Source organism: Paracoccus everestensis (assembly GCF_021491915.1).
Lineage (GTDB): Bacteria > Pseudomonadota > Alphaproteobacteria > Rhodobacterales > Rhodobacteraceae > Paracoccus > Paracoccus everestensis.
This window is the reverse complement of sequence record NZ_CP090836.1, coordinates 1,017,536-1,043,576: the sequence shown is the minus strand read 5'-3', so window position 1 is coordinate 1,043,576 and position 26,041 is coordinate 1,017,536. Positions and strand designations below refer to the sequence as shown.

Below are 26,041 nucleotides of genomic sequence, written 5' to 3'. Positions count from 1 at the left end.
GCCCGGGGCCAGTTTGTGGAGATCCAAGATTTCTTGGGAGGGTCCAGCCGAGCAGACTCGTTCATGATGCCCCGCCGGGAATAACGGGCAAGGACCGACCCTGGTGTCAGTCAAAGCCCGGCAGGCAAAGGGTCAGTTGCGGTCCCTGCCCTTCGTCGTCTTCCAGCGACGACAGCGTGACGCCGAGCAACCGCACCCCCTTGGCGACAGGGAAAAGAGGCTGCAACAGGCCGATGGCGATGGTTTCCAGATCCTCGGCGCCATGGACCGGGCCGGTCAGCGTGCGGCTGCGGGTGATCTGCTGGAAATCGGCGTATTTTACTTTCAGTGTGACGGTCCGCCCGGTCAGCCGCTTGTTTTCGCAAGCCCGCCACACCTTTTCGGCCAGCGGCGTGATCTCGCGCCGGGCCAGGTCGAAATCGTGAATATCGGCGGAAAAGGTATCCTCGGCGCCCACGGATTTGCGGACACGGTGGGGTTCGACCGGACGGTGGTCGATGCCGCGCGCGATGCGGTGATACCAGTCGCCCGACTTGCCGAAATGACGGCGCAGGAAATCGGGCGACCTGGTGCGCAGGTCTGCACCGGTGACGATGCCCAGCCGTTCCATCTTGGCCGCCGTGGCGGGACCGATGCCATGGAATTTCTTGACGGGCAGTTCGGCCACGAAGGCGGGCCCACGCGCAGGCGTGATGACCGCCTGGCCATTGGGCTTGTTCAGGTCGCTGGCCAGCTTTGCCAGGAACTTGTTATAGGAAATCCCGGCAGAGGCGTTCAGCCCCGTCACATCCCGGATCCTGTCGCGGATCATCAGCGCGATGGTTGTGGCAAGGGGAATGCCCTGCTTGTTTTCGGTCACGTCCAGATAGGCCTCGTCCAGGGACAAGGGCTCTATCAGGTCGGTATGTTCGGCAAAGACCTCGCGGATCTGCTGCGATACGGCGCGGTAAACATCGAAGCGCGGCTTGACAAAGATCAGGTCGGGACAGCGGCGACGCGCCGTGACCGAGGGCATGGCCGACCGGACCCCGAAAACCCGCGCCTCGTAGCTGGCGGCGGCGACGACGCCACGCGCGGCAGACCCGCCCACGGCCACCGGCTTGCCGCGCAGGCCGGGATCGTCGCGTTGCTCGACAGAGGCATAAAAGGCGTCCATGTCCACATGGATGATCTTGCGGATCACGGCCGGTGGCGTTTGTTCAGGCTGTTCCCTTGGCTCCTCCATCTAGGCCTTGCGTCCTTTCTTTCCGCCGGGCCAGCCTAACCGAACGGGAAAAGGAAACAAAGATGGAACAAATGATTCCGGTGACGCGGCGTTTTCGCGCCGCAGTTTGCGCTGGGTCAAGGTGGGGGCCGGATGGAAGCCCTAAGTCCTTGGGCGAACGGGCCGCCTCCTGGCCCGCGTCCTTACGGAGAATGACGATGAAACTGTCCCTGCTGCTTGCCGCCCCCGCCCTGATGCTGGCCCTGGGGGGCACGGCCTTTGCCGCCGAACACGAGGTGCATATGCTCAACAAGGGCGAGGCCGGGATGATGGTGTTCGAACCCGCCTTCGTGAAGGCCGAGCCCGGCGACGTGATCCATTTCATTCCCACCGACAAGAGCCACAACGTCGAAGCCATCAAGGACATCCTGCCCGAGGGCGTGGAAACCTTCAAAAGCAAGATCAACGAGGAGTTTTCGCTGACCGTGACCGAGCCGGGATTGTACGGCGTCAAATGCACGCCGCATTTCGCGATGGGCATGGTGGGCCTGATCCAGGTGGGCGACGCGCCCGCGAACCTCGAGGCGGCCAAGACCGTGAAGCTGTCCAAGAAGGCGCGCGAGCGCATGGACGCGGAAATCGCCCAGGTCCAGTGACCGAGATTGCCAGGACAAGACAGGCGAACGGCTGTCCTGTCCTGGCCTGGTCGGCAGATTCCTGCCCAAATCAACGGCTGCTAAAGATCAATTAGTCCTTAAGTCTGATATGACTGGATTTACCCGAACCTGACGCTAGGCTTCCCTTGGGGAAGGCGCGGAAAACCTGTGATGGGACCGGATGTCCTGTCACGCCGGTCAGGGGGGACGAATGACAGTCGAACCATTGCGTGTCATGGTCATGGAGGATGATCTTATCCATGCCCAAAGGCTGACTGCCGAGGTCCGCGAGTGCGGCCATGTGGTGGTTGGCCCCTTCGCGGATGTGCACGAGGCAATCCAGATCGCGGGCAGCGTGCAGGCCGCGATCCTGGACGTGGCGGCCCGGACCGAAGGCTGTTTCTGGGTGGCTGATACCCTGCGCCACAGCGACGTGCCCTTTGTCTTTCTGACCGACGCCGGTCCAGGCGCCATTCCGCGCCGGTTCAAGGGGCACCGCACCTATCCCCGCCATCGCCATGCGGCGCCCCTGCTGGATGATTTGCTGGGACAACGCCGTGTCGGGATCCCTGAGGACGATGATGCCATCCAGACCATTGTGGTCCAGATGATGCAGCAGTCACGCCGGGTCATGCCCGATGCTTCCTCGGCCGAACGCCTGGTCGAGGCGACCTTGCAGCGCGCCGTGGCCGAACGATCCGTCAGGGACGGTTCGGCCGAGGTCGGACCATGGCTGCTGCACCTGCTGGATCAGGAATATCGGATGCGGGGCCGGTCGCACCTGCACTGACCGTTCATGGAACAAATGTTTGGCGGCGGGCGGAATCGGAAACTTCCCGCCTGCCCCGCGGTTCTGGAACAGGATTCAAGAGCGGGTGACGACATGACCATGCAGGACGCCGACAAGGTGAACGAAGGCCTGAGATATGGCCCGCCGGGCGACAGGGCCGTGCATCTGTGCATCGATATGCAGCGGCTGTTCGACAAGGGGTCGGAATGGGAGGTCGAATGGATCCGGCGGGTGCTGCCCAATGTCTGCCACCTGGTCGAGATGTTTCCCGCGCGCACGATCTTCACCCGCTTCATCACGCCCGAAACCTTGGACGACGCGCCGGGAAGCTGGCGGCGCTATTACGAAAAATGGCCGCAGATGCTGCGCCGGAACCTGGATCCCGACTGGTTGCGGCTGCTGCCGGAACTGGAAATCCACCTGCCGACGGCCCAGGTCTTCGACAAGCCGGTCTATTCCCCCTGGATGGACGGGCGGCTGCACAAGATGCTGCAACAGGACCGGATCGACACGGTGATCATGACCGGCGGCGAGACGGATGTCTGCCTGCTGGCCGCCATCATCGGCGCCGTCGATCTGGGATACCGGGTGATCGTGGTGTCGGATGCCGTCTGCTCGTCCACGGACGAAACCCATGACGCCGCGATGGAGATGTATGCCAAGCGCTTCGGTCAGCAGATCGAGATGGTCGCGACGAACCAGTTGGTCGCCGCGATGGTCTAGCTGTCCGTGCGGCAGTCCAGACGCTCGGCGATCTGGCGAAATGTCTCAGCAATGGCCAGTTCGGTTTCCAGCCCTTCCACGATAACGGCGCCGGGGTCTTCCTGGCCGTCATGCAAGACCTGCCGTTCGGCCAGCCAGTCGCATAGCGACCGGCGGGCATCCGGCGTCAGCAGGTTCGGCAAAGCCTCGATCAGCTTGGCGTGGGCGATGGCCCTGGCGTCCTGTCCCATGGCGCCCTCAGTAGGTGCCGGGGGGATCGCTGGCGGGAAAGGATTCGTCCGCCGTCTCATCCACGCGGTCCCAGTCACGGGGCGGCGCCGACATCTCGCGGCGTCCCGCGGGGCGGACATAGCGGTGGCCCTGCGACCCCGAGCCGCCGCCCATCGCCTTGGTAATCAGTCCCCCTGCCAGCAGGAACCCGCCCGCTGCTATCAGAATGTCGCAATTGCGCATGTCATTGCTCCTGTTGTTCGGGAATCAACGACCGCGCGGCTGCAGTTGTTCCCCGAACGGGCGGACGGTTATTTCGACTGATAAACAGCAAGGTGGAAACCCGATGGTTCCCCGATGGTTCAAAGGGGGCAGGCCGCCCGAAACGGGCGGCATCCTTCAGATCAGAAAGGCCGCACGATGCGCGATTATCCCAAGCCGCCCTTCCCCAAACAGCAGCAGGAATTGCCCGGCACCTTTCAGAAGATGGACCCCAAGCCCGACCATGGCGAAGAAAGCTGGCGCGGCGCGGGCCGGCTGGAAGGGATGAAGGCCCTGATCACCGGCGGCGACAGCGGCATCGGCCGGGCGGTGGCGATCGCCTTTGCCCGCGAGGGCGCGGATGTGGCGATGTCCTATCTGGACGAAACCGACGATGCACAATCCACCGCGCAACTGGTCCGCGATGCAGGGCGCGAATGCCTGGCCCTGCCCGGTGACATCTCGGACGCCGCGCATTGCCGCAAGATCGTCGCCGACACGGTCGCAAGTTTCGGGCGGATCGACATCTTGGTGAACAACGCCGCCCACCAGCGCACCTTCGACAAGATCGAGGACATCCCGGACGAGGAATGGCGTTATACCTTTGCCACCAACATCGACGCGATGTTCTATCTGACCAAGGCCGCAGTCCCGCATATGCAACCCGGCAGTTCGATCATCAACACGGCCTCGATCAATTCCGACGATCCCAGCCCGAACCTGCTGGCCTATGCCACGACCAAGGGCGCGATCCAGAACTTTACCATGGGTCTGGCGCAACTGCTGGCCGAACGCGGCATTCGCGCCAATGTCGTGGCCCCCGGTCCCGTCTGGACGCCCCTGATCCCCGCCAGCATGGAGCCGGAGAAAGTGTCGAAATTCGGCGAGAATTATCCGATGAAGCGTCCTGCCCAGCCGGTCGAACTCGCCTCGGCCTATGTGATGCTGGCAGAGCCGATGTCCAGCTTTGTATCAGGCGCCACGATTGCCGTGACCGGCGGCAAGCCGATGATGTGATGGCGCAGATGTGGGGGGGATACTGGACGGATGCGGGATGGACGGTGGGCACCTGGGCGCCGCTGGCTGATCAGGTCGCGCTGATCCTGAATGGCAAGCCTTGTCCGATGACACGGCAGGCGGACGGGTTCTGGTCGGCCACGGCCAACGCGCGGTCGGGTGACACCTATCTGCTGCGCGTGGACGGCAAGGACATTCCCGATCCCGCCAGCCGGTTGCAGTCGGGCGATGTCCATGCGCCATCGGTCGTGGTGAAACCATCCGACGATGCCCGGCAAGTCCCCTGGGCAGGCCGCCCCTGGGCCGAGGCCGTGATCTATGAACTGCACCTTGGCACCTTCACGCCCGAAGGGACGCTGCCTGCAGCAACCGGCAAGCTGGCGGAATTGGCCGACCTGGGGATCACGGCGGTCGAACTGATGCCCATCGGCCAGTGGCAGGGGGAACGTGGTTGGGGCTATGACGGGGTGCTGCCCTATGCGCTGCATCCGGCCTATGGCAGCCCGAACGATCTGCGCCGCTTTGTCGATCACGCGCATTCGCTGGGGCTGATGGTGATCCTGGATCTGGTGATGAACCATTTCGGCCCGGAAGGCGCCTATCTGCATCACGCCGCGCCGCCCTTTTTCGACGAAGGCCGCCATACCCCCTGGGGCGCCGCCATCGACTTTTCGCAACACGCGGTCCGGGAGTACTGGATCCAATGCGCGCAATACTGGCTGGGCGAATACCGGCTGGACGGGCTGCGGCTGGACGCGGTCCACCAGATCGCCGGGCCGGGTGCAACCGATTTCATGGCAGAGTTCGCCCGGCGTGCCCGCGCCGTGGATCCCGCCCGTCCCATCCACCTGATCGTCGAGGACGAGCGAAACGAGGCTTCGCTGCGCGAAAACGGCTATGACGCAAGCTGGAACGACGATTTCCATCATGCGATCCATTGCCAGCTTACCGGCGAATCCGACAGCTATTACGCCAGCTTCTCGCACGATCCCGTGGGCGACCTGTGCCTGGCCTTGGCACGCGGCCATATCGAGGAAGGCCAGCCCCGCCCCGGCCGCGACGAACCACGAGGAGAGCCTTGCGGGCATCTGCCGCCCACGGGCTTTGTCAATTCAACCCAGACGCATGATCAGGTGGGCAACCGCGCCATGGGCGAACGGCTGTTGTCGCTGGCCGATCCGCAGGGTGTGCAGGTGGCCTTTGCCCTGCTGTTGACCGCGCCCTATATCCCCATGATCTTCATGGGCGAGGAACGGGGCGCCACCACCCCTTTCCTGTTCTTCGCCGACTTTACCGGCGATCTCGCCCGCGCCGTGCGCGAGGGCCGGGCCGCCGAATTCGCAGGCATCGCCAGCCTGAGAGCCAGGGTGCCCGATCCGTTGGCGCCCGACACATTTGCCCGGTCGCGGCTGGATTGGGACGATACCGCCACGGCGCGCGACTGGCTGGACGTGACGCGCCGTGCGCTTTCGTTCCGCCGCGACCATGTGGTGCCGTTGCTGACAAGCGGCCGCAGCAGGCCTGCGCAGGTCGTCCGGTATGGTGCGGCATCGCTGGCCGCGACCTGGCAGTTCCAAAAGGGAACACTGGATCTGCGGCTGAGCCTGGGTCAGGCTGAACCGGACCTGCCACCTTTGGACGAGGCCGCGTTTTCCCTGGGACGGATCGGCACCGATCCCTTTGCCCTTTCCATCACCACAAGGTTCACATGACCCATATCCCTACGGCAACCTATCGGATCCAGATGCGCGACGGCGTGGATTTTGCCCGCGTGACGCAGCTTTTGCCCTATCTGGCCGGCCTGGGGATATCGCACCTGTATCTGTCGCCGATCTTCCTGGCGGGATCGGGGTCAACCCACGGCTATGACATCATCGACCCGACGCGCGTCGATCCCGTCCTGGGCGGGCGCGAGGGGTTCGATGCCCTGGCGCGTGCCGCACGCGAACAAGGCCTGGAAATCATCCTGGACATCGTGCCCAACCACACGGCGTTCACGCTGGAAAATCCCTGGCTGCTGGATGTGCTGAAGCACGGTCCGGCCAGCCGCTATGCCCGCCATTTCGACATCGACTGGGACGCGGGGCCGCTGGTCCTGCCCTTCCTGCCGGAACCCTTCGAAAAGATGCTGGACGACGGCGCCTTTCATGCGGCGGACGGGATGTGGCATTTCGGCGACGTGTCCCTGCCCCTGGCCGAAGACAGCCCGATCACCGGCGATCTGCGCGCCTTGCACGATGCCCAGCACTGGCGTCTGGTTCATTTCGAACTGGAACGCGACGGCATCACCCATCGGCGGTTTTTCAACGTCACCAGCCTGATCGGGATGCGGGTCGAGGATCGCGCGGTCTTTGACGACACCCACAGCCTCATCTTCGATCTGGTCCGCAACGGCCTGGTCCAAGGGCTGCGCGTGGATCACATCGACGGGCTGGCCGACCCTGCCACCTATCTGGACTGGCTGCATGACGAACTGCCCGGCACGCCCGTCTGGGTGGAAAAGATCCTTGTGGGACACGAGACGCTGCCCCCTGAATGGCAGACCGTCGGCACCACCGGATACGAGGCCGCACGCCTGATCGCCCGGCTGTTCACCGACCCTGCGGGGATCGAGGATCTGGACCGCGCCTGGCGGCAGGCCACCGGCATCGAAACCGGCTTCCGCGATGAACTGCGCCAAGCCAAGCTGGACGTGCTGGACAATGAACTGGCGGCCGAGCGGCGGCAGCTCGGCGACATGGCCGCGCTGGCAGCGCAAGGATCCCCCCTGGCGGAACCCGGCCCGGAATCCCTGCGAGAGGCGGTGACCGGCCTTCTCGTGTCCATGCCGCGCTATCGCAGCTATGTCACGGATACGGCCCGCCCCGATGATCGCGACCTGCTGCGTGCCGTGGCCGAGGACGCGGCCCAAGGGCTGCGCAGCCGGACGGTCGTGGATCTGCTGGCCGATGTCATGCTGGATCCCCAGTCCGACGCCGCGCGTGCCTTTGTGCGCCGGTTCCAGCAAGTGTCCGGCGCCCTGCTTGCCAAGGCGCAGGAAGACACGGCAGGCTTTCGCTGGACTCGCTATCTGCCCGCGAACGAAGTCGGTGCTGAACCCGACGAGCCGACGGCCACGATCGAGGAGGCCACGGCCTTCCTGTCCGCGCGGCGCCCGGCGGACATGACGCTGGTGTCCACGCATGACACGAAACGGTCGGGCGATTCCCGGATGCGGCTGGTCGCGATCAGCCACCTGCCCCAGGCGTTCCGGACGCTGTACGATGCGGCGGACAGCCTGCCCTCGGCCAGCCGGGTCGAACCCCGCTGGCGGTGGTATGTCCTGCAATCGGCCCTAGCAATCTGGGATGGACGGGCGGGATCGACCGCCGACAGGCTGGACGGCCATATCGAAAAGGCGATGCGCGAAGCCAAGCTGACCAGTTTCTGGACCAATCCCGACGACACCGCCGAGGCTGCTGCCCAGGCCTTTGCACGCGACCTTCTGGACCAGTGGACCCGTCGCCTCGATCCTGCCCTGCAAGCCTTGCTGGACCGGGGAACGGCCTTGGCTTTTGCCCAACTGGCCTTCCAGATGCTGATGCCGGGATTTCCCGACATCTATCGGGGGGACGAAGCAGGCTTGCTGGCCCTCACCGACCCCGACAATCGCCTGGCGGTAGATTGGGACGCCCTGCAGGATCAGGGGGCTGACACGGACGCCAAGCTGCATTGGACCCGGCAGCTTCTGGCGTTGCGCAGGACACAAGGGGATTTCCTTCGCGATGCGGATGCACGGGTGCAGATCGACGGGGACCGGCTGCGCCTGATCCGCAGCATGGGCGACCGGCATCTGATTGCCGAGTTTTCGGGCAACGCCGCCTTGCCGGGTGACATGTTCCTGGCCCGCGCCTTTGCCGATGGCACAAGCGTCAGCGTCACCGTGCCAAGCAGCGAAAATCCTGCTAACATTTGATAACGGCCGGAACAATCACGCGTTGTTTCAGTTTGGAAAGCAAGCTGCCCCTCGGGCGCTTATTTTCCAAAACAAAGGTTTGTACGGTGTCAGCAACGCATTCCCGTTCGTCCATTATTACCCCCTGGGATCAAGGGGTTGCGACCGTCCTGCTGGCGGGCGGCCAAGGCAGCCGCCTGCACGAACTGACCGCCGCCGAAAGCAAGCCTGCCGTGCATTTCGCAGGCCGCAACCGAATCGTGGATTTCGCAATGGCGAACATCGTCCGGTCGGGGTTGGACAGGATGCTGGTCGCCACCCAATACGCGCCCGCCACCCTGCACGACCATCTGCCCGCCCGGTGGGAGGGCCACTTTCCGCAAGGCGGCATGGTGCTGTGCGACGGGGGCAACTGCTATCTTGGAACTGCCGACGCGGTGCGCCACAACTGGCAGCAGATCGCGGACTGGGGTTCGGAACAGGTTCTGGTTCTGGCAGCCGACCACGTTTACGATATGGACTACGGTCCGCTGATCGCGGCGCATCGTGCATCAGGCGCGGCGGTAACGGTGGCCGTGGACGTCGTTCCTCTGGATCAGGCCGGCGGCTTTGGCGTGATGCAGGCCGATGACGGCGGCCGCATCCTGTCCTTCCTGGAAAAGCCCGCACATCCCCCCGCCATCCCCGGCGAGCCGGATAGCGCCATGGTGTCCATGGGCGTCTATGTGTTCAAGACCGACTGGCTGAGGGATGCCCTGTTCAGTGGCGACATCAAGCCCATGGATTTCGGGCACGATGTCATTCCCGTGGCGGTGGCCCAGGGGATTGCCGCGGCCCATCGCCTGCCTGCGGGACCGTCGGGCCATGTTTATTGGCGCGATGTCGGCACGCTGGATGCCTTGCGCCTGTCCCATTTGGATTTCGTGGGCCAGCAGCCTGCCCGGTTGCCGCGTATGTCCACCTTGTCCGAATGGTATCTGGGACGGGGCAGCGTGGCGATGCCGGGCGCGCTTGTCCCAGGCTCGGCCCGGTTGACGGGCTGCCTTGTGGCCCCTGGCACCCAAGTACCTTCCGGTCTGGTCGCGGGCGAGGATCCAGACGAGGATTCCCGCTGGTTCCGCCGGGACAAGGACACCCTTCTGATCACCCAGGCGATGCTGGACCGGCGGGACGCGATCCGCGTGCCGATGACCCTGCCCGCCGGGGCGCGCCATGCGCTGCGGCCCCAAGATGTCGCATGACCGGGGGAACGCAATGCGCGATTTGAAAGACACACCCGCCTTTGATCTGTCCGTCACACGTCCCGACATCCTGGGCGCCGAGTTCCTGGGCGAAGGGACGAATTTCGCCCTGTTTTCGGACCATGCCACCAAAGTCGAACTGTGCCTGTTCGACGACACCGGCAAACAGGAACTGCACCGCCTGGAATTGCCCGACATGGAAGGCGGGATCTGGTTCGGCTATCTTCCCGGCATAGGGCCGGGCCAGGTGTACGGCTATCGCGTCCATGGTCCGTACGAGCCGGAACAAGGCCACCGCTTCAACCGGAACAAGTTGCTTCTGGACCCTTATGCCCGCGAATTGCGCGGGCAGATCGAATGGGACGATGCGCTGCACGGCTATCAGGTGGGCGAGGATGACCTGAGCTTCGACACCCGAGACAGCGCGCCCTTCATGCCCAAGGCAGTCGTGGTGGATGCCAAGTTCGACTGGGATACTGACCGCGCCATCCGCACGCCCTGGCAAAGCAGCTTTATCTATGAAGCCCATGTGAAGGGCCTGACGCAACTGCACCCCGATGTTCCCGAACCAGATCGCGGCACCTTTCGCGGCCTGGGCAGCGATGCGGTGATCGAACATCTGCACAAGATCGGCGTCACCGCGATCGAACTGCTGCCGATCCACGCCTTTGCCAATGACCGCTTCCTGGGTGAAAAGGGTTTGTCGAATTACTGGGGCTATTCCACCCTGTCGTTCTTCGCGCCCCACGCCCCTTATCTGAAATCCGGCCAGATCCGCGAGGTGAAGGAGGCGATCCGCAGGCTGCACAAGGCGGGGATCGAGGTGATCCTGGACGTGGTCTTCAACCACACCGCCGAAGGCAACGAACTGGGCCAGACGATGTCGTTCCGGGGCATCGACAACGCGTCCTATTACCTGCTGTCGCCCGACAACCCCCGCCACAGCTTCGACACCACCGGCACCGGCAACACCCTGAACGTCGCGCATCCAATGGTCCTGCGCATGATCATGGATTCGTTGCGTTACTGGGTCGAGGCGATGCACGTCGATGGCTTCCGCTTCGACCTGGCATCGACCCTGGGGCGTGAATTGCAAGGGTTCGAACGCGACGGGTCGTTCTTCAACGCCATCCGCCAGGATCCGATCCTGTCCAGCGCCAAGCTGATCGCCGAACCTTGGGACATCGGCGAAGGCGGATACCAGGTCGGCGGATACCGCTGGCCATTCCGCGAATGGAACGACAAGTTCCGCGACGACACCCGCGCCTTCTGGCGCCGCGATCCGGGGCTGTTGCCTGCCTTTTCCGAACGGCTGGCAGGATCGCCGGTGCAGTTCAACCACAGCCACCGCCCCGCGACATCCAGCGTGAATTTCGTCGCGGCCCATGACGGCTTTACCCTGTGGGACACGGTCAGCTTCAACGACAAGCACAATGATGCGAATGGAGAAGACAACCGCGACGGCCACGACCACAACCTGTCCGACAATCTGGGGGCCGAGGGCGCGACGGACGAACCGGGCATAATCGCCGCACGCATCCGGCGGGTGCGCGCGATGCTGGCGACGGTGATGCTCAGCCAAGGGGTGCCGATGATCCTGGCGGGCGACGATTTCGGCAATACCCAGGACGGCAACAACAACGCCTATTGCCAGGACAATGCGATCAGCTGGCTGGAATGGCCCAAGGCGAACCAGGATATCATGACCGCCGTGCAGGCCCTGGCCGCATTCCGGCGCGAGGTGCCGTTGTCGCAATCCCGCTTTGGCGCGGCACCCGATGACGCCCAGGCCCGTCAGCCGGCCATCACATGGCTTCATCCACGCGGCGGCGCGATGGAGGACGGCGACTGGCAGGACGGCGAACTGCGCTGCCTTGCCCTGCACCAGGCCCTTCCCGACGGGCCGGACCTGCTGATCCTGGTCAATGCGGGCGAGGATGCGGAATTCGCCCTGCCCAAGGGGGATTGGACCCTGCGCATCGACACCTCGACCGAAGGGGTGGCGCAGGATACACTGGTCAGCGGCACGGTGGCGGTGTCCTGGCAGACAGTCATGGCCTTTATGCGCGCCCCACAGACGCAGGCATAACCAAAATCAAGGAGGACGACATGGACCACGACCATCAGGAACGGATCAAGCAACGCGCCCATGAAATTTGGGAAAGCGAGGGCCGCCCCGAAGGCCGGGATGCCGATCATTGGTCCCAGGCCGAACAGGAATTGAACAGCCAGACGGGCGAAGGCGACCAGACTGGCGGAGGCGATCAATCCAGCGGCGTTCAGCCGGGAAGCGGGCAGGAAAGCGGCAGCAGCGGGCAGGCAGGCAAGAGTACTCGGAAGAACCAAAGCCAGCCGGGCGCAGCAGAGGCCATGGCAGGCAAGACACCGAAGAAGACCCGGAAGTCGGCAAAAACGGCAGCCTCGGCTTCGACGCCTTATCTGAACGACGGGCCGTAAGGGCGCTTTGTGCCCTCCCACTTTCGGGGGTGGGCCTAATCCTCGGCTGCCAGGGCTTTTTCCAGTTCCGGCAGGAAGCGTCCGGTGTAATCCTCTCGGACCAGGGGACCGGCAAAGCGGTAAAGGATCGTCCCGTCCCCATCGACAATAAAGGTTTCCGGCGGGGCGGTGACGCCCCAGTCGATGGCAGCCCGCCCCTTGGGGTCGGTGGAGATGGCGGCATAGGGATCGCCATCCTGATCCAAGAAGGCCAGGGCATTGGCATCGTTGTCGCGCAGATCGACGCCATAGACCGGCATCCGCCGGGCCAGATCGGTCAGCGTCGGATGTTCGGCGCGGCAAGGCGGGCACCAGCTGGCCCAGAAATTTACAAGCTTTACCCCCGGCTGGCGCAGCATCTCGTCTGTCAGTTGGGTCTTTCCGGGCAGCGTCGTCAGGGGAACGGCGGGCGCCTGACGCCCCACCATGGCCGAGGGCAGCGTGTTAGGATCGTCACGCCCCATGCCCCACAGGAACATTCCGGCCAAAGCGGCGAAAGCCAAGGGCGGAACGGCGACAAGCGGTGAAATCCTAGCCACGGTTTTCCTGCCTTTCCAAGGCGCGCCGCGCGCGGGCATTGGCGGCCAGCGTATGCCAGATCAGCCCGCCCAGCAGGCCGAGCGACAAGCCATAGGCACCCATGACCGCGCCCGCATATTTACCCAACTCGATCATGCGCGCATTTCCCTTGCTTGCAGCGCGGCCAGCCGACGCTTGCGGATTTCGGTGCGGGTGCGGATCAGCAGCAGCGACAGGAACAGCAGGCCAAAGCCCAGCATCGTCAGATACAGCGGGTATCGGTAAACCGCGCTCATCCTTTCGCCCGGCTGGACAGACAGGCTGGCACCCTGGTGCAGGCCCTGATTCCAGAAAAACACGGCATAGCGCGACAACAGGGCAAAGACCGACCCGACCAGGCACAGGACGGCGGTCAGGTCGGCGGCGCTGTCGGGATCGTCGATGGCGGACCACAGCGCGATATAGCCGATATAGAACAAGAGCAGGATCAGGAAACTGGTCAGCCGCGGATCCCATTCCCACCAGGTGCCCCACATCGGCTGGCCCCAGACCGCCCCGGTGATCAGCCCGATCAGCGTCATCACCGCACCGATGGGGGCTGAGGCCTTGGCGGCAAGCGCGCTGACATGATGGCGGCGGATCAGCCAGATCAGCGACGCCACCAGCATCATGACCCAGATGTTGATCGCCATCATCGCGGCGGGAACGTGCAGGAAGACGATCTTGACTGTCGATCCCTGGCGGAAATCCTCGGGCGTGAGGAAGCCCCAGATCAGCCCCGTGACAGTGCAGACCGCAGCCCCTGCGACAACCCATGGCAGGATCGCGCCCGAGGTGCGCATGAACTTGACGGGGTTGGCGTATTCCCAGATCGACATGACTAATCCCCTAGCGCCCGCGCCGTTCCGGCTCAAGCCGGTTCACCGCAGATTGACCCGCAGCGCGGCGGCTGCGGCAAAAGGTATCACGGCCAGCACGCCCGCCGTGATGCCCGCCAGAAACAGCAGCGGCGGTCCCATGTCGCCGCCCTCTTGCCCGCGCCGGATCATCTCGGTCCCGAAGATCAGTGTCGGGATATAAAGCGGCAGCACCAGCAACGACAAAAGTAGCCCCCCGCGCCGCAATCCCACCGTGACGGCCGCCCCGAAAGCGCCCAGCATCGACAGCGCGGGCGTGCCCAGAGCCAGCGACGCCAGCAGCGGCAGGATGGCGGCAGGGGGCAGGTGCAGCAGGATGCCGAACAGGGGCGCGGCCAGGATCAACGGCAGCCCGGTGGTGACCCAGTGCGCAAGCGCCTTGACCGCCACCGCCCCTTCCAGCGGCAGGGGGGATGTCGCCAGCAGGTCCAGGCTGCCATCCTCGTAATCCAGCGCGAAGACGCGGTCCAGAGACAGAAGGCAGGCCAGCAGCGCACCCAGCCACAGGATGCCCGGCGCGATGGGTTGCAGCGCGCTGGTGTCCGGGCCGACGCCAAAGGGGACAAGCGTGCAAAGGATCAGGAAGAAGGCGACGCCAAGGCCGAACCCGCCCCCCGCGCGCACCGCAAGCGACAGGTCGCGCCGCAGCAGGGCAATCATGCGAAAGCCTCGTTGAAGCCCGCGGGACGAGCGGCGCTGTCAGCTTTCGCGCGGTACGGCGTCAGGTCCAGCACCTGCGCTTCCAATCCCAGATCGATATGGGTGGCGATCAGCGCCGCCCCGCCCTGATCCAGATGGGCACGCACCACATCGGCAAAGCGCGCGACGGATGCCGCATCCAGCGACACGGTCGGTTCGTCCAGCACCCACAGCGGACGGCGTGAAACCAGCAGGCGCGCAAGGCCCAGACGCCGCTTCTGCCCTGCCGACAGGGCCGCGGCAGGACGGTCGGTCAGGGCGGCAAGGTCCATGGCATCCATTGCGCCGATCACATCGCCGCCGCCAAAGACCTGCGCCCAAAAGACCAGATTCTCGGTCACGGTCAGCGCGCCTTTCAGGCCGTCGGCATGGGCGGCATAGGCGACAGCGTCATCGGGCATCTCGATCCGGCCCGTCACCGGGGGCTGCAGGCCCGCGACCGTGCGCAGCAGCGTCGTCTTGCCGATGCCGTTCGGCCCGCGCAGGATCAGCGCCTGCCCTGCGACCAAGGTAAAGGACACTCCTTCCACTGTCCGCAATCCCCCGCGCGAGACGGCAAGGTCATGGACGGACAGCAATGTCACAGGGGCAGCAAGGCGCAGGCGACGCGCCGACCCTCGGACAGCGTGACATTATAGGAGCGCGCGGCAGTGGGCGAGGCCATGGGTTCGACGGCAATCCCTGCCTTGTGCAGGGCGGCGATCAGATCGGCGGGGGCATGGGCGACATCCGCCCCCATGCCCAGGAACAAGACGTCCACCTGCCCCGCCAGGGCCATCAGCGCGGTGCGATCATCCAGTCCGCCCCAGGCCCCGGCGCTTGTTGCCGTAACCAGAACGGGACCGTGATACACCGTCCTGCCAACCCGGAAAAAGCCTGGGCCATAGCTGTCCACAGCCATCGCCCCGCCAAAATCGGTGGGCGTCAGCTTCATCAGGAACGTTCCGCGTTTTCGAACGGGGACGCCGCCAGCTTCGGATCCTTCTTGGACCAGTCGCGCTTGACGCCCAGCCACAGCACAATATTCTTTGCGACATAGATCGTGGAATAACAGCCGACGATCACCCCGAACAGCATGGCGATTACAAAGTCGCGGATCACGTCGCCGCCAAAGATCAGCATCGCGGTCAGGGCGATACCGGTGGTGACGGCGGTCATGATAGTGCGCGACAGCGTTTCGTTAGTCGTCTGGTTCATCAGGTCGATCAAAGGCCGCGTCTTGTACTTCATCAAGTTTTCCCGCAGCCGGTCAAAGACCACGACCGTGTCGTTGCAGGAAAAGCCCAAGGTCGTCAGAAGCGCGGCAATGGTCGTCAGGTCGAACTTCAACTGAAACAGCGAGAACAGCCCGACCGTCAGCAGCACGTCATGGATCAGCGAAACGACGGCCCCGACCGAAAACTGCCATTCGAAGCGCAGCCAGATATAGGCCATGATGCCCAGGCAGGCGGCCCCCACCGCATAGAAGGCCGTCTTTATCAATTCGCCCGACACCTTCGGACCGACAGATTCGACGGATGCAAAGGTAATCTGCGGATCGACCTCGTGCAGCGCAGCCTCGATCTGGTTCAACTGCTCGGGGCTGACAGAGCCGGTCTCGTCCGTGGTGCCGATGCGGATCATGGCGACATGGCGATCGCTGCCGAAGCTGGGATCGAACACCTCAGTGATGGCAAGGTCGCTGAAGCCCAGGTCGTCAAGGGCTTCGCGGTAATCGCCAACCTCGAAGGCGGTGGGGCTTTCGGTGCGGATGGTGGTGCCGCCCTTGAAGTCGATGCCGAAGTTCAGCCCCATCGTGAAGATCAGGATGACCGATGCCACCATCGCTGCCATCGACGCGCCGAAGGTCAGAAATTGCCAGCGGAAGAAGTTGATATTGGTGTTGTCAGGGACAAGTTTCAGACGGAATGCCATATCGGTCCCCTTACAGGATCAGTTCTTTGGGCTTGCGCCATTCCAGCCACCAGATGATCATCAGCCGCGTCAGGAAGATGGCGGTGAAGACCGAGGTGACAAGCCCGATGGTCAGCGTCACGGCAAAGCCCTTGACCGGGCCAGAACCCAGGAAGAACATCACTGCCGCCGCGATGAAGGACGTGACGTTCGCGTCGATGATCGCGCTCATCGCCTCGTCGAAGCCGTCGCTGATGGCCTTGGCCACGCGTTTGCCCGCACGCAATTCCTCACGGATGCGTTCATAGATGATGACGTTGGCATCCACCGCCGTGCCCACCGTCAGTACGATCCCGGCGATGCCCGGCAAGGTCAGCGTGGCTCCCATGATCGACATAATCGACAGGATCAGGACCACGTTCAGGACCACTGACACCGAGGCAAAGGCCCCGAACAGCCCATAGCTGGCGATCATATAGGCGACCACCGCCGCCGTAGCGATGACCGACGACAGGCGGCCCGCGTCGATGCTGTCCTGGCCCAGTTCCGGGCCGATGGTGCGTTCTTCCAGGAAATCCAGTTGCGCGGGCAGCGCGCCGGCACGCAGCAGCACGGCCAACTGGTTCGCGCCCTCGAAATCCATGGATCCCGAGATTTGGCCGGTTCCGCCCGGAATGGCCGACCGGATCACCGGGGCCGAGATCACCTGGTTGTCCAGGACGATTGCAAAGGGCTGGCCGATATTGGCCGCCGTATAGGCGCCGAACTTGCGCGCGCCGGTCGGGTTGAAGGTAAAATCAACGGCGGGCTGGCCGTTCGGATCCGTTCCCGGCATCGCATTGGTCAATTCCTCGCCGGTTACGACGGGGCTTTCTTCCAGCGTGTAATAGATGCCTTCCTGATCGGCAGAGGGCAGGATGACCTGGCCCACGCCCGGCCGCGCCTGCGGATCGGTGCCGGTGGCGACGACCGAATTGAAGGTCAGCTTGGCCGTGGTGCCGATCAGCGCCTTGAGTTCCTCGGCCGAGCCGATGCCCGGCACCTGGATCAGGATGCGGTCGGCGCCCTGGCGGACAATGGTCGGTTCGCGTGTGCCGACCTCGTCCACGCGGCGCCGGATGATTTCGACGCTTTGCTGGACGGTGCGGTCGTCGGTCACGGCCTTTTCGGCGTCCGACAACTGGATGGTGATCGTGTTGCCCTGTTGCTGGATCGCCAAGCTTTGCTGGCCCGCGCCGGTCAGGGTGGTGACGGGCGTGGAAAAGCCGCGCACGATTTCGGTGGCGCGGGCGATCCCATCGGCGTTCTCGACCTCGATCTTCAGGGTGCCTTCGGGGGACGGCAGGCGGCGGATTGCGCCCAGGGTCGCGCGTTCGTCAGCCAGGGCGCGGCGCAGTTCGGGCCACAGCGCGTCCATGCGCGCCTTGTGAACCTCGGCCACGCGCACCTCTCCCAGAAGATGGGCGCCGCCGCGCAGATCCAGGCCAAGCGCCACGACGGAACTGGGCAGCCAGCCGGGCCAGGCATCGCGGGCGGCGGCAAGCTCGGGCGTCTCGACGCCGTTGCGCTCGATCTCGGCCAGGGCGTCGTTATGGGACTCGACCCGTTGATAGAACAGGTTTGGCACGGCAAAGCCGATGCCCAGGACGCAAAGCCCGACGATCAGGATGCGTTTCCAACGGTCGATCTGAAGCATCTTTGCCGAAGCCCTTGAATGGTAATACGAAAAGCGTCAGGCGTTCGCAGCGACGGGTTCGGTCTTGTTCAAGACCTGGGACACCGTGCTGCGCACCACGCGGACGCGGACGCCGGTCGCGATCTCGACCTCCAGTTCCTCGTCGCGGACGGATGCGACCTTGCCGATGATGCCGCCCGAGGTGACGACCTGATCGCCCTTTTTCACAGCCGCGACCATTTCGCGGTGCTGCTTGACGCGCTTTTGCTGCGGGCGGATCATCAGGAAATACATGATCGCAAAGATCAGGATCAGCGGGATGAACTGCGCAAAGGCTGCGGTGGGGCTTGCACCGCCTGCGGCGGCCTGGGCATAGGCGGGGGATACGAGCATGGCTATCCTTTCGGCTGTCATGGCGGTCGAACCCGCCCGGATTGGCGCGCAACCTATCGCCGCGGCCCGGGCTTGGCAAGGAAGGCCGGGCGCGTGGCCCGCGACGAACAGGATCGTGAACGTCAGCGCGACAAGGGCTGCGCGCGCTCGACAAGGCGCGCAAGGAAGCTTGCCCCGACCGGAGAGATTTCGTCGTTGAAATCATAAGCCGGGTGATGGACGCCCGCCGTGTCGCCCTGTCCGATGAACAGATAGCAGCCGGGCCGTTCGTTCAGCATATAGCTGAAATCCTCGGCCCCCATTTCCCGCCCGCCATCGCCCAGGACATTGTCATGTCCCAAGATTTCCTGGGCGACCCCCACGGCAAAGGCGGTCTGGCCGGGGTCGTTGACGGTGGCCGGATAGCCTTCGACGTAATCCAGCCGGATCGTCACGTCATAGGCCGCGCCCTGCCCGTCGCAGATCTGCGCCATGCGGCGGCGCACCATGTCGCGCACATGGGGCGCAAAGGTCCGCACCGTGCCGCAGACATAGGCGCCGTCGGGAACGATGTTGTCGGCGCTGCCCGTGTGGATTTGCGTGACCGACAGGGCAAGGTCGTCCAGGGCGTAATGGTTGCGGCTGGAAATCGTCTGGATCGCGTTCACCACGGCCACGGCGGCCACGACGGGGTCGGCGGTCAGATGCGGCATCGCGCCATGCCCGCCCCGGCCCTGGACGTGGATTTCGAACGTATCCACCGCCGCCATGATCGGTCCGGGCGTGGTGGTCATCATGCCCACGGGCAGGCCGGGGGTGTTGTGCATCGCAAAGACATTGGTGATGGCAAACCGGTCCATCATCCCGTCCTGGACCATCGCCTGGCCGCCCCCGCCGTTTTCCTCGGCCGGTTGGAAGATCAGCGCGACGCGTCCCGCGAAATTGCGGGTTTCAGCCAGGTATCGCGCGGCGCCCAGCAGCATGGTCGTATGCCCGTCATGGCCGCAGGCGTGCATCCGCCCCGGAACGGTCGAGGCGTAGTCAAGGCCGGTTGCCTCGTCCATCGGCAGGGCGTCCATGTCCGCGCGCAGGCCGATGGTCGGCCCCGGACCCTGTCCCTCGATAATGGCGACAAGGCCGGACTCGCCGATCCCGTCGTGGATTTCGTCAACCCCGAACTCGCGCAACCGTTCGGCCACGAAGGCGGCGGTCTTATAGCATTCGAAGCCCAGTTCGGGATGCTGGTGCAGGTGACGCCGCCACTGGATCATGTCGTCGGAAAATTCGGCAATGCGGTTCACGACGGGCATGTGGACTAACGACCTTGGCTGTGGCAATGGCCCATCAGGACAGAAGCGAGGGGAAATCGCAATGACCGAAGACACGCGCCGCGACGCCAGCGCCGAGATCGCCCGCCTGATCGACATCATGGCGCAATTGCGCGACCCCCGAACCGGCTGCCCCTGGGATGTCGAACAGGATTTCGCATCCATCGCGCCCTACACGATCGAGGAAGCGCACGAGGTCGCGGATGCCATTGACCGGCAGGCCTGGACCGAATTGCCGGGCGAACTGGGCGACCTGCTGTTGCAGGTGGTCTTTCACGCGCAGATGGCGGACGAGGCCGGAATGTTCGATTTCGCCGACTGCGCGGCGGCAATTTCCGACAAGCTGGTCTTTCGCCACCCCCATGTCTTCGGCACCGAGAACCGCGACAAGTCCGCCGAACAGCAGGTCAAGGACTGGGAAGCGATCAAGGCCATCGAACGGGCAGGCAAGGCCGAAGCGGGCACGCTTGACGGCGTGGCGATGGGCCTGCCCGCGCTGACCCGTGCCGTGAAGCTGCAGAACCGTGCCGCCCGCGTGGGCTTCGACTGGCCCGGTCCCGCCGAGGTTCTGGACAAGATCGCCGAGGAAACCGCCGAGCTGGTCGAAGCACGCGACAGCCTTGGCCCCGACGCGCGCGAGGAAGAATTCGGCGACCTTTTGTTCGTGATGGCGAACCTGGCGCGGCATCTGAAGATCGACCCGGAACAGGCGCTGCGCCGGGCGAATTCGAAATTCACCCGGAGGTTCGAGGCCATCGAGGCGGCCTTGGCCGACCAGGGACGCCGCCCAGAGGATAGCGACCTGGCCGAGATGGACCGGCTGTGGGATCAGGCGAAGGCGGCCGAAAAGGCGGCAGAGTAAGGGGCTTTGCCCCTCGGCCCCGTGCCGGGGCCTCACCCCAGGATATTTTGGTGAAGAAGATCAGGCTGCCAGTTGCGTGACCTGGCGCAGGGCCGCGTCATAAACCTCGATCCCGCCCTTCGAGGCGCCTTCGGACAAGGTGCGTTTCCAGCCCCGCGCCCCCGGCATCCCGTGGAACAGCCCCAGCATATGCCGCGTGACCTGATGCAGCCGCCCGCCTGCCGCCAGATGCCGGGCGATATAAGGGCGCATTGCCTGGGCGACCTGTTCAGGCTTGTCGAAGGGAGGGGTGTCGCCCCACAGACCGTCTGCCCCGCCCAGGATGTTCCAAGGCTGGTGATAGGCCGCGCGGCCCACCATCACCCCGTCCATGAGCCGCAAGTGATCGCGGACTGCGTCGAAGCTACCGATCCCGCCGTTGACCGACAGGTGCAAGGCGGGGAATTCCTGCTTCATCCGGTGGACCAGGGAATAATCCAGCGGCGGAATGTCGCGGTTTTCCCTGGGGCTCAGCCCCTGCAGCCAAGCCTTGCGCGCGTGGATTGCGATGCGCCGCACGCCCGCCCCGCGCACGCTGTCCAGAAAGGCGGGCAGCACATCATCGGGCACCTGATCATCCACGCCGATGCGGCATTTCACCGTAACTTCGACTGGGCTGACGTCCATCATCCGCGCCACGCAATCGGCGACCAGGTCAGGCGTCTTCATCAGGACCGCGCCGAAGCAGCCCGATTGCACCCGGTCGCTGGGGCAGCCGACGTTCAGGTTGATCTCGTCATAGCCCCAGTTGCCTGCGATCCGCGCGGCCTGCGCCAGTTCCGCCGGATCCGAACCACCCAGTTGAAGGGCCACCGGATGTTCGGCGGCGTCGTAATCCAGCAGCCGGGGCCGGTCGCCATGAACGATGGCGGGTGCCGTGACCATTTCTGTATAAAGCAAGGCCCGGTGGGACATGAGCCGGTGAAAGACGCGGCAATGCCGGTCCGTCCAGTCCATCATCGGTGCAACGGACAAGGTCGCTGCGTCCGTGACAAAGGTTTTCATCATCTGACGAACGCGCAAAAGGAAAAGGTGGTGGGTGATAACGGATTTGAACCGCTGACATCTTCGATGTGAACGAAGCGCTCTACCGCTGAGCTAATCACCCGTGGGCGCAGCATCTAGCAGGGGCACAGGGTGATCGCAAGGGCGAATCGGCCGATTTCACTCGCCCGAGGGGTGGACGGACTGCCGGATGCTGGACGGGCGGCGGCGCAGGCGCAGGGTGATGATTTCGCCACCCCGCTGGTCACGCTCCAAGTTCACGCGGGCGCGGCCCAGGGGCGGGACGGCCAGCGTCTCGCCCGCAGACAGGGCCTTGCCAAGCTGGGCCAGCGTCGCCTCGATGATGGGGCGGGCGTCGGCCTTCTTTGCCCCGCTGGCGGCGACCACACGGTCCACGAAATCCTTTTTCTGAAGAACATGCGCAGGCTGCGGGTTGCGAGGAACCGTTCCCGAGTCCTTGCCGGGGGGGAAAACACGCTTAATCATCACACACTCCACCAAAACGGGAATACGAGGTCCAGCGTGAGACTTGTTTGACCCAAGGTCAACATTATTCGTTAACTTCTACCGCAGGTTGCGCGAAGGCACCCCCAAGCCGGGGATGCCGCGCAGCCGTCAGTGGTCGCCCTTGCGCGGCTTGCCGCCCTTCTTGGGGGCGGCGAATTTTGCGCCGCGATCCTTAGCTGCACCGGGCTTGGATGCACCCGACCGGAACCCGCCGGGCTTGTCAAAGGATCCGGCCGCGCGCGGTGGCTTGCCGCCCTTTGCAGCACGATCCTCGGGGGTCCAGCGGGCCTTGCGGGGCTTGACTGCCGGATCGGCTGGCGCCTCGGCCTGGGGCGGCTTCTTCCAGTCGCCCTCGGGCTTGCGGCGGGCGGGGCGCGGATCGGCCGCGCGGGGAGCGCGGTCAAGATCGGGTTCGCCATCCAGGCGGCGCATGGTCAGGCCCGGCTCAAGCTCCATCGTCTTGCCGAACTGGCCTGCCTGCGCCACGGCGATCTGGACGAAGCTTTCGTCCCCGCGCACGCGGATGGCGCCGATAGCGTCGCGGGTGATGCCGCCGCCATCACAGATCTTGGGCAGAAGCCAGCGGGCCTCGGCCCGGCCCGTATGTCCGACCGACAGCGAGAACCAGACGGATTCGCCGAACGGCGGGCGTTCGCGTGCAGCGGCAGGGGTATTGCTGCCTTGATGCAGCACCGTCAGTTCCTCGGGCGCGGGGCGGCCTTCGCGCCACAGATGGATAAAGGCCTGGGCCAGCCGGGGGGCACCGAAGCGGTCCAGCAGCATCTGGGCCATCGCGGCATCATCCTCGGCCCCTTCCTTCAGGGCAGGATGATCCAGCATCCGGGTGTCGTCCTGCGCACGAACCTCGTCGGCGGACGGCGCCGGTCCCCATTCGGCGTCCACGCGTGCGCGCTTCAGCAGCATTTGTGCCTTGCGCAGGTCGGCGGGCGTCACGATCAGGGCCGACACGCCCTTGGCCCCTGCCCGGCCGGTCCGGCCCGACCGATGCAGCATCGTGTCCGAATTGGTGGGCAGGTCGGCATGGATCACCAGTTCCAGCCCCGGCAGGTCGATGCCGCGCGCGGCCACGTCAGTCGCCACGCAGACCTGCGCCCGCCCGTCGCGCAACGCCTGCAAGGCATGGGTGCGTTCCTGCTGGCTCAGTTCCCCGGACAGCGCGACAGCCTTGAAGCCGCGATTGGCCATGCGGGCCAGAAGGTGGTTCACGTTGGCCCGCGTCTTGCAGAAGATGATCGCGGTTTGCGCCTCGTGCAGGCGCAGGAGGTTGAAGATCGCGGGCTCGCGGTCGCGTGCGGCAACGGTGAAGGCGCGGTATTCGATATCGACGTGCTGGCGCGATTCGCCTTGGGCCATGATGCGCAGGGCATCGTCCTGGAATGTGCGGGCCAGTTGTTCGATCGCGGGCGGCACGGTGGCCGAAAACATCAGCGTGCGCCGTTCCTCGGGCGCGGACTGCAGGATGAATTCCAGATCCTCGCGGAAACCCAGATCCAGCATCTCGTCCGCCTCGTCAAGAACGGCGACGCGCAGGGCGGTCAGGTCCAGCGACCCGCGTTCGATGTGGTCGCGCAGGCGGCCGGGGGTGCCCACGACGATATGGGCGCCCCGTTCCAAGGCACGGCGTTCGCCCCGGTAATCCATGCCGCCGACGCAGGTGGCAATGCGGGCGCCCGCATCGGCGTAAAGCCAGGACAGTTCCGCGGCGACCTGCAAGGCAAGCTCTCGGGTCGGCGCGATGGCCAGGCCCAGCGGCGCAGAGGCGTCGGGCAGCGCGTCGCCGTCCAGCAGTTGCGGCGCAATGGCCAGTCCGAATGCCACGGTCTTGCCCGACCCGGTCTGGGCCGACACCAGCAGGTCGCGGCCATCGGCATCGCTTTCCAGAACCGCCTGCTGAACCGAGGTAAGGCTGGCATAGCCCTTGGCTGCCAGGGCCGCAGCCAAGGGCGCGGCTATTGTGTTGCTTGTCATGTCTTCGCCAGAATGGGGGTGCGGACACCCGTGAAGGCACCGCGATCCTTGCGACAGACATCTCCCAAGCCCGCCGCCCCGGAAATCCGAAGCCGAAAGGGCGCTTCTAGACAGACCGGGGGCAAAAGTCAAAGGAATAAAGGCCGTGCGTGGCCTTTAGCCCATGCCGAGGGCCTGCTTGTACATTTCCAGGATCGCTTCTTCCTCGGCGATGTCGTCGCGGTCGCGCTTGCGCAGGGCAACGATCTTTTTCATCACCTTGGTGTCATAGCCACGGGCCTTCGCCTCTCCCATCACTTCCTTCTGGCGTTCGGTGATGTCCTTCTTTTCCGCCTCCAGCTGCTCGAATTGTTCGATGAACTGGCGCAGCTCATCGGCCGCGACGCTGTATGCCTGATCGTCCATCATGGGGTGTCCTTCCGCTTGATCCTGCCCGTTCTTGGCGGCATCTGTTAGGCGGTCTTGCCGGGAGGCGCAATCGCCGCTAGGGCGCGGGACTGATATTGGCGGGGTGATCCGATGACGGTCTTTGACGGGTTGATCTGGGGTGGCGCCGTGCTGACGCTGGGGGGGGTTGCGGCGCTGATCTGGTGCATCCTGGCAGTGGCGCGGGCGCGCCGGGCGGGCCTGGACGACTCCGCGCTGCGCGACCGGATGCGGCCCGTGCTGGCGGTCAACATGGGTGCCCTGGCGCTGTCGATGATCGGGCTGTTGCTGGTCATCACCGGGATCGTGCTGGGCTGATGCGCGCCCTGGTCCAACGCGTGACGGAAGCCTCGGTCGAGGTGGACGGCGCCGTCGTCGGGCAGACCGGTCCGGGCCTGCTGGTGCTGGTCTGCGCCATGGCAGGGGATGACGAGGACGGCGCCGACCGGCTGGCCCTGCGCGTGGCCAAGCTGCGCATCTTCCGCGACGACGGGGGCCGCATGAACCGATCCCTGCTGGACATGGGCGGCGGCGCCCTGGTCGTCAGCCAGTTCACCCTGGCGGCCGACACCCGCACCGGCAACCGCCCCGGCTTTTCATCCGCTGCCGCACCGGACGACGGGCAGCGGCTTTACGAGCGCTTCGCCGTCAGCCTGGCCGCGCAGGGGGTCACGGTCGAAACCGGCCGCTTTGGCGCCGACATGACGGTGCGGCTGGTCAATGACGGGCCGGTGACGATCTGGCTGGACACGGCCGACCGCGCCTAGAGCAGGAAATCGGTGGCGCCCAGTCGCGTCGCATCGTCCACCCAGATCTCGAAATCGGTGGTCTTGTTGCCATTCGTGTTGCCCTGGACCAGAACGCCACCCTGCGGAGACGGACACATCCTTGGCGATCCAGATCATGGCACCGTCATAGATTTCTTCCGTTATTGCGGTCACGGTTCCCTGGATAACCGTGCCCCACGAATTGAAGCCGAAGCCCCTGCCCAAGACCGAAATCACAAGGTCGTTCTGCAAGTCCCATCCGTTGATAGAATAGATGTCTTGATACGTTCGGCCTTCATACCTGAAGTCGATGTCCTCGTAGAAGAAATCCTCAAAAAATGGCGGGAATAGAAGTTGAGATCGAGCATCTGGCTGTCGATGCCGTAATATGCCTTGACGGTCGCCATGACCCACACTCCTGAAAAACGTAAACTGGAACAAAGTCAAAGCGGCTTTGTCTGCACATCGTGCCATTGGCGGAAAAGCCTTGCCACTGCCATTGTTAAACATC

The 26,041-nt window shown here is 64.6% G+C and carries 30 protein-coding genes and 1 tRNA gene; 12 read left to right on the top strand and 19 right to left on the bottom strand.

The window, feature by feature from the left end; translation table 11 throughout:
- Positions 1-106: 106 nt before the first annotated feature.
- A complete protein-coding gene (dinB, locus tag LZ585_RS05160; protein WP_234855351.1) occupies positions 107-1,183 on the bottom strand; it encodes a DNA polymerase IV in 1,077 nt (358 codons plus the stop codon).
- Between the two features lie 239 nt (positions 1,184-1,422).
- Between dinB and LZ585_RS05155 the strand changes: the two genes are divergently transcribed.
- The 3 genes from LZ585_RS05155 to LZ585_RS05145 all read left to right on the top strand — a co-directional run bounded on the left by LZ585_RS05155 (position 1,423) and on the right by LZ585_RS05145 (position 3,373).
- Positions 1,423-1,860 (top strand): pseudoazurin, encoded by a 438-nt coding sequence (locus tag LZ585_RS05155; RefSeq protein WP_234855350.1) that lies wholly within the window; start codon positions 1,423-1,425, stop codon positions 1,858-1,860.
- 211 nt (positions 1,861-2,071) lie between these two features.
- Complete coding sequence (locus tag LZ585_RS05150; protein WP_234855349.1) at positions 2,072-2,650, top strand: response regulator; 579 nt, start codon at positions 2,072-2,074, stop codon at positions 2,648-2,650.
- Positions 2,651-2,743: 93 nt separating this feature from the next.
- Positions 2,744-3,373, top strand: a complete 630-nt coding sequence (locus LZ585_RS05145; protein WP_234855348.1) for a cysteine hydrolase family protein — start codon at positions 2,744-2,746, stop codon at positions 3,371-3,373.
- On the opposite strand, the gene LZ585_RS05140 is transcribed toward LZ585_RS05145, so the two are convergent.
- The gene (locus tag LZ585_RS05140) at positions 3,370-3,603 is read right to left on the bottom strand and encodes a hypothetical protein (RefSeq protein WP_234855347.1); all 234 of its coding nucleotides are present in this window, start codon (positions 3,601-3,603) and stop codon (positions 3,370-3,372) included. The two genes, LZ585_RS05145 and LZ585_RS05140, sit on opposite strands and share 4 nt — an antisense overlap.
- A gap of 7 nt (positions 3,604-3,610) precedes the next feature.
- Positions 3,611-3,826, bottom strand: a complete 216-nt coding sequence (locus tag LZ585_RS05135; protein WP_234855874.1) for a hypothetical protein — start codon at positions 3,824-3,826, stop codon at positions 3,611-3,613.
- Between the two features lie 177 nt (positions 3,827-4,003).
- Here LZ585_RS05135 and LZ585_RS05130 point away from each other — a divergent pair, with 177 nt between their 5' ends.
- The 6 genes from LZ585_RS05130 (at position 4,004) to LZ585_RS05105 (ending at position 12,493) form a co-directional block, all read left to right on the top strand.
- Positions 4,004-4,861 carry an SDR family oxidoreductase gene (locus tag LZ585_RS05130; RefSeq protein WP_234855346.1) on the top strand — a complete coding sequence of 286 codons (858 nt, stop codon included), beginning with the start codon at positions 4,004-4,006 and terminating at the stop codon, positions 4,859-4,861.
- Positions 4,861-6,573, top strand: a complete 1,713-nt coding sequence (treZ, locus tag LZ585_RS05125) for a malto-oligosyltrehalose trehalohydrolase (RefSeq protein ID WP_234855345.1) — start codon at positions 4,861-4,863, stop codon at positions 6,571-6,573. The genes LZ585_RS05130 and treZ overlap by 1 nt, the downstream gene beginning before the upstream one ends.
- Positions 6,570-8,816 (top strand): malto-oligosyltrehalose synthase, encoded by a 2,247-nt coding sequence (gene treY / locus LZ585_RS05120; RefSeq protein ID WP_234855344.1) that lies wholly within the window; start codon positions 6,570-6,572, stop codon positions 8,814-8,816. The genes treZ and treY overlap by 4 nt, the downstream gene beginning before the upstream one ends.
- Positions 8,817-8,902: 86 nt before the next feature.
- A complete protein-coding gene (locus tag LZ585_RS05115) occupies positions 8,903-10,036 on the top strand; it encodes a sugar phosphate nucleotidyltransferase (protein WP_234855343.1) in 1,134 nt (377 codons plus the stop codon).
- Between the two features lie 13 nt (positions 10,037-10,049).
- Entirely contained in the window at positions 10,050-12,125 is a 2,076-nt protein-coding gene (gene glgX, locus LZ585_RS05110; RefSeq protein WP_234855342.1) for a glycogen debranching protein GlgX, read from the top strand.
- 20 nt (positions 12,126-12,145) lie between these two features.
- Positions 12,146-12,493 (top strand): DUF2934 domain-containing protein, encoded by a 348-nt coding sequence (locus LZ585_RS05105; RefSeq protein ID WP_234855341.1) that lies wholly within the window; start codon positions 12,146-12,148, stop codon positions 12,491-12,493.
- 35 nt (positions 12,494-12,528) lie between these two features.
- Here LZ585_RS05105 and LZ585_RS05100 read toward each other — a convergent pair whose 3' ends face one another.
- From LZ585_RS05100 to LZ585_RS05055, 10 genes are all read right to left on the bottom strand, one after another.
- Positions 12,529-13,071, bottom strand: coding sequence for a DsbE family thiol:disulfide interchange protein (locus LZ585_RS05100; protein WP_234855340.1), 543 nt, complete (start codon positions 13,069-13,071; stop codon positions 12,529-12,531).
- The gene (gene ccmD, locus LZ585_RS05095; RefSeq protein ID WP_234855339.1) at positions 13,064-13,207 is read right to left on the bottom strand and encodes a heme exporter protein CcmD; all 144 of its coding nucleotides are present in this window, start codon (positions 13,205-13,207) and stop codon (positions 13,064-13,066) included. Before ccmD ends, LZ585_RS05100 begins: the two co-directional genes overlap by 8 nt.
- The gene (locus LZ585_RS05090) at positions 13,204-13,929 is read right to left on the bottom strand and encodes a heme ABC transporter permease (protein WP_234855338.1); all 726 of its coding nucleotides are present in this window, start codon (positions 13,927-13,929) and stop codon (positions 13,204-13,206) included. The genes ccmD and LZ585_RS05090 overlap by 4 nt, the downstream gene beginning before the upstream one ends.
- A 42-nt stretch (positions 13,930-13,971) precedes the next feature.
- Positions 13,972-14,628 (bottom strand): heme exporter protein CcmB, encoded by a 657-nt coding sequence (ccmB, locus tag LZ585_RS05085; protein WP_234855337.1) that lies wholly within the window; start codon positions 14,626-14,628, stop codon positions 13,972-13,974.
- Positions 14,625-15,251: a heme ABC exporter ATP-binding protein CcmA gene (ccmA, locus tag LZ585_RS05080; RefSeq protein ID WP_234855336.1), complete on the bottom strand. Its 627-nt coding sequence runs from the start codon at positions 15,249-15,251 to the stop codon at positions 14,625-14,627. The genes ccmB and ccmA overlap by 4 nt, the downstream gene beginning before the upstream one ends.
- Complete coding sequence (locus LZ585_RS05075) at positions 15,248-15,601, bottom strand: Mth938-like domain-containing protein (protein WP_234855335.1); 354 nt, start codon at positions 15,599-15,601, stop codon at positions 15,248-15,250. Before LZ585_RS05075 ends, ccmA begins: the two co-directional genes overlap by 4 nt.
- A complete protein-coding gene (secF, locus tag LZ585_RS05070; RefSeq protein ID WP_234855334.1) occupies positions 15,601-16,581 on the bottom strand; it encodes a protein translocase subunit SecF in 981 nt (326 codons plus the stop codon). The genes LZ585_RS05075 and secF overlap by 1 nt, the downstream gene beginning before the upstream one ends.
- 10 nt (positions 16,582-16,591) lie before the next feature.
- Positions 16,592-18,256, bottom strand: a complete 1,665-nt coding sequence (gene secD, locus LZ585_RS05065) for a protein translocase subunit SecD (RefSeq protein WP_234855333.1) — start codon at positions 18,254-18,256, stop codon at positions 16,592-16,594.
- A gap of 36 nt (positions 18,257-18,292) precedes the next feature.
- Complete coding sequence (gene yajC, locus LZ585_RS05060; RefSeq protein WP_234855332.1) at positions 18,293-18,628, bottom strand: preprotein translocase subunit YajC; 336 nt, start codon at positions 18,626-18,628, stop codon at positions 18,293-18,295.
- A 122-nt stretch (positions 18,629-18,750) separates the two neighbouring features.
- On the bottom strand, positions 18,751-19,917 hold the full coding sequence (locus tag LZ585_RS05055) for a M20 aminoacylase family protein (RefSeq protein WP_234855331.1): 1,167 nt from the start codon (positions 19,915-19,917) through the stop codon (positions 18,751-18,753).
- 61 nt (positions 19,918-19,978) lie between these two features.
- Here LZ585_RS05055 and mazG point away from each other — a divergent pair, with 61 nt between their 5' ends.
- Positions 19,979-20,797 carry a nucleoside triphosphate pyrophosphohydrolase gene (gene mazG, locus LZ585_RS05050; protein ID WP_234855330.1) on the top strand — a complete coding sequence of 273 codons (819 nt, stop codon included), beginning with the start codon at positions 19,979-19,981 and terminating at the stop codon, positions 20,795-20,797.
- A gap of 60 nt (positions 20,798-20,857) precedes the next feature.
- Here the strand turns inward: mazG and dusA are convergent, their stop codons facing one another.
- The 5 genes from dusA to LZ585_RS05025 form a co-directional block, all read right to left on the bottom strand.
- Positions 20,858-21,844 carry a tRNA dihydrouridine(20/20a) synthase DusA gene (gene dusA, locus LZ585_RS05045; protein WP_234855329.1) on the bottom strand — a complete coding sequence of 329 codons (987 nt, stop codon included), beginning with the start codon at positions 21,842-21,844 and terminating at the stop codon, positions 20,858-20,860.
- 25 nt (positions 21,845-21,869) lie between these two features.
- Positions 21,870-21,944 (bottom strand) — tRNA-Val (locus LZ585_RS05040).
- Between the two features lie 56 nt (positions 21,945-22,000).
- Complete coding sequence (locus tag LZ585_RS05035; RefSeq protein WP_256445651.1) at positions 22,001-22,327, bottom strand: HU family DNA-binding protein; 327 nt, start codon at positions 22,325-22,327, stop codon at positions 22,001-22,003.
- A 129-nt stretch (positions 22,328-22,456) separates the two neighbouring features.
- Positions 22,457-24,337: a DEAD/DEAH box helicase gene (locus LZ585_RS05030; protein ID WP_234855327.1), complete on the bottom strand. Its 1,881-nt coding sequence runs from the start codon at positions 24,335-24,337 to the stop codon at positions 22,457-22,459.
- Positions 24,338-24,493: 156 nt separating this feature from the next.
- On the bottom strand, positions 24,494-24,745 hold the full coding sequence (locus LZ585_RS05025) for a DUF2312 domain-containing protein (protein WP_234855326.1): 252 nt from the start codon (positions 24,743-24,745) through the stop codon (positions 24,494-24,496).
- 111 nt (positions 24,746-24,856) lie between these two features.
- On the opposite strand from LZ585_RS05025, the gene LZ585_RS05020 reads away from it, so the two are divergent.
- Together LZ585_RS05020 and dtd are read left to right on the top strand one after the other, a co-directional pair.
- The gene (locus LZ585_RS05020) at positions 24,857-25,081 is read left to right on the top strand and encodes a hypothetical protein (protein ID WP_234855325.1); all 225 of its coding nucleotides are present in this window, start codon (positions 24,857-24,859) and stop codon (positions 25,079-25,081) included.
- Positions 25,081-25,530, top strand: a complete 450-nt coding sequence (dtd, locus tag LZ585_RS05015; RefSeq protein ID WP_234855324.1) for a D-aminoacyl-tRNA deacylase — start codon at positions 25,081-25,083, stop codon at positions 25,528-25,530. The genes LZ585_RS05020 and dtd overlap by 1 nt, the downstream gene beginning before the upstream one ends.
- Here the strand turns inward: dtd and LZ585_RS14855 are convergent.
- Positions 25,527-25,649, bottom strand: coding sequence for a hypothetical protein (locus LZ585_RS14855; RefSeq protein ID WP_256445650.1), 123 nt, complete (start codon positions 25,647-25,649; stop codon positions 25,527-25,529). The two genes, dtd and LZ585_RS14855, sit on opposite strands and share 4 nt — an antisense overlap.
- Positions 25,650-26,041: the final 392 nt, after the last annotated feature.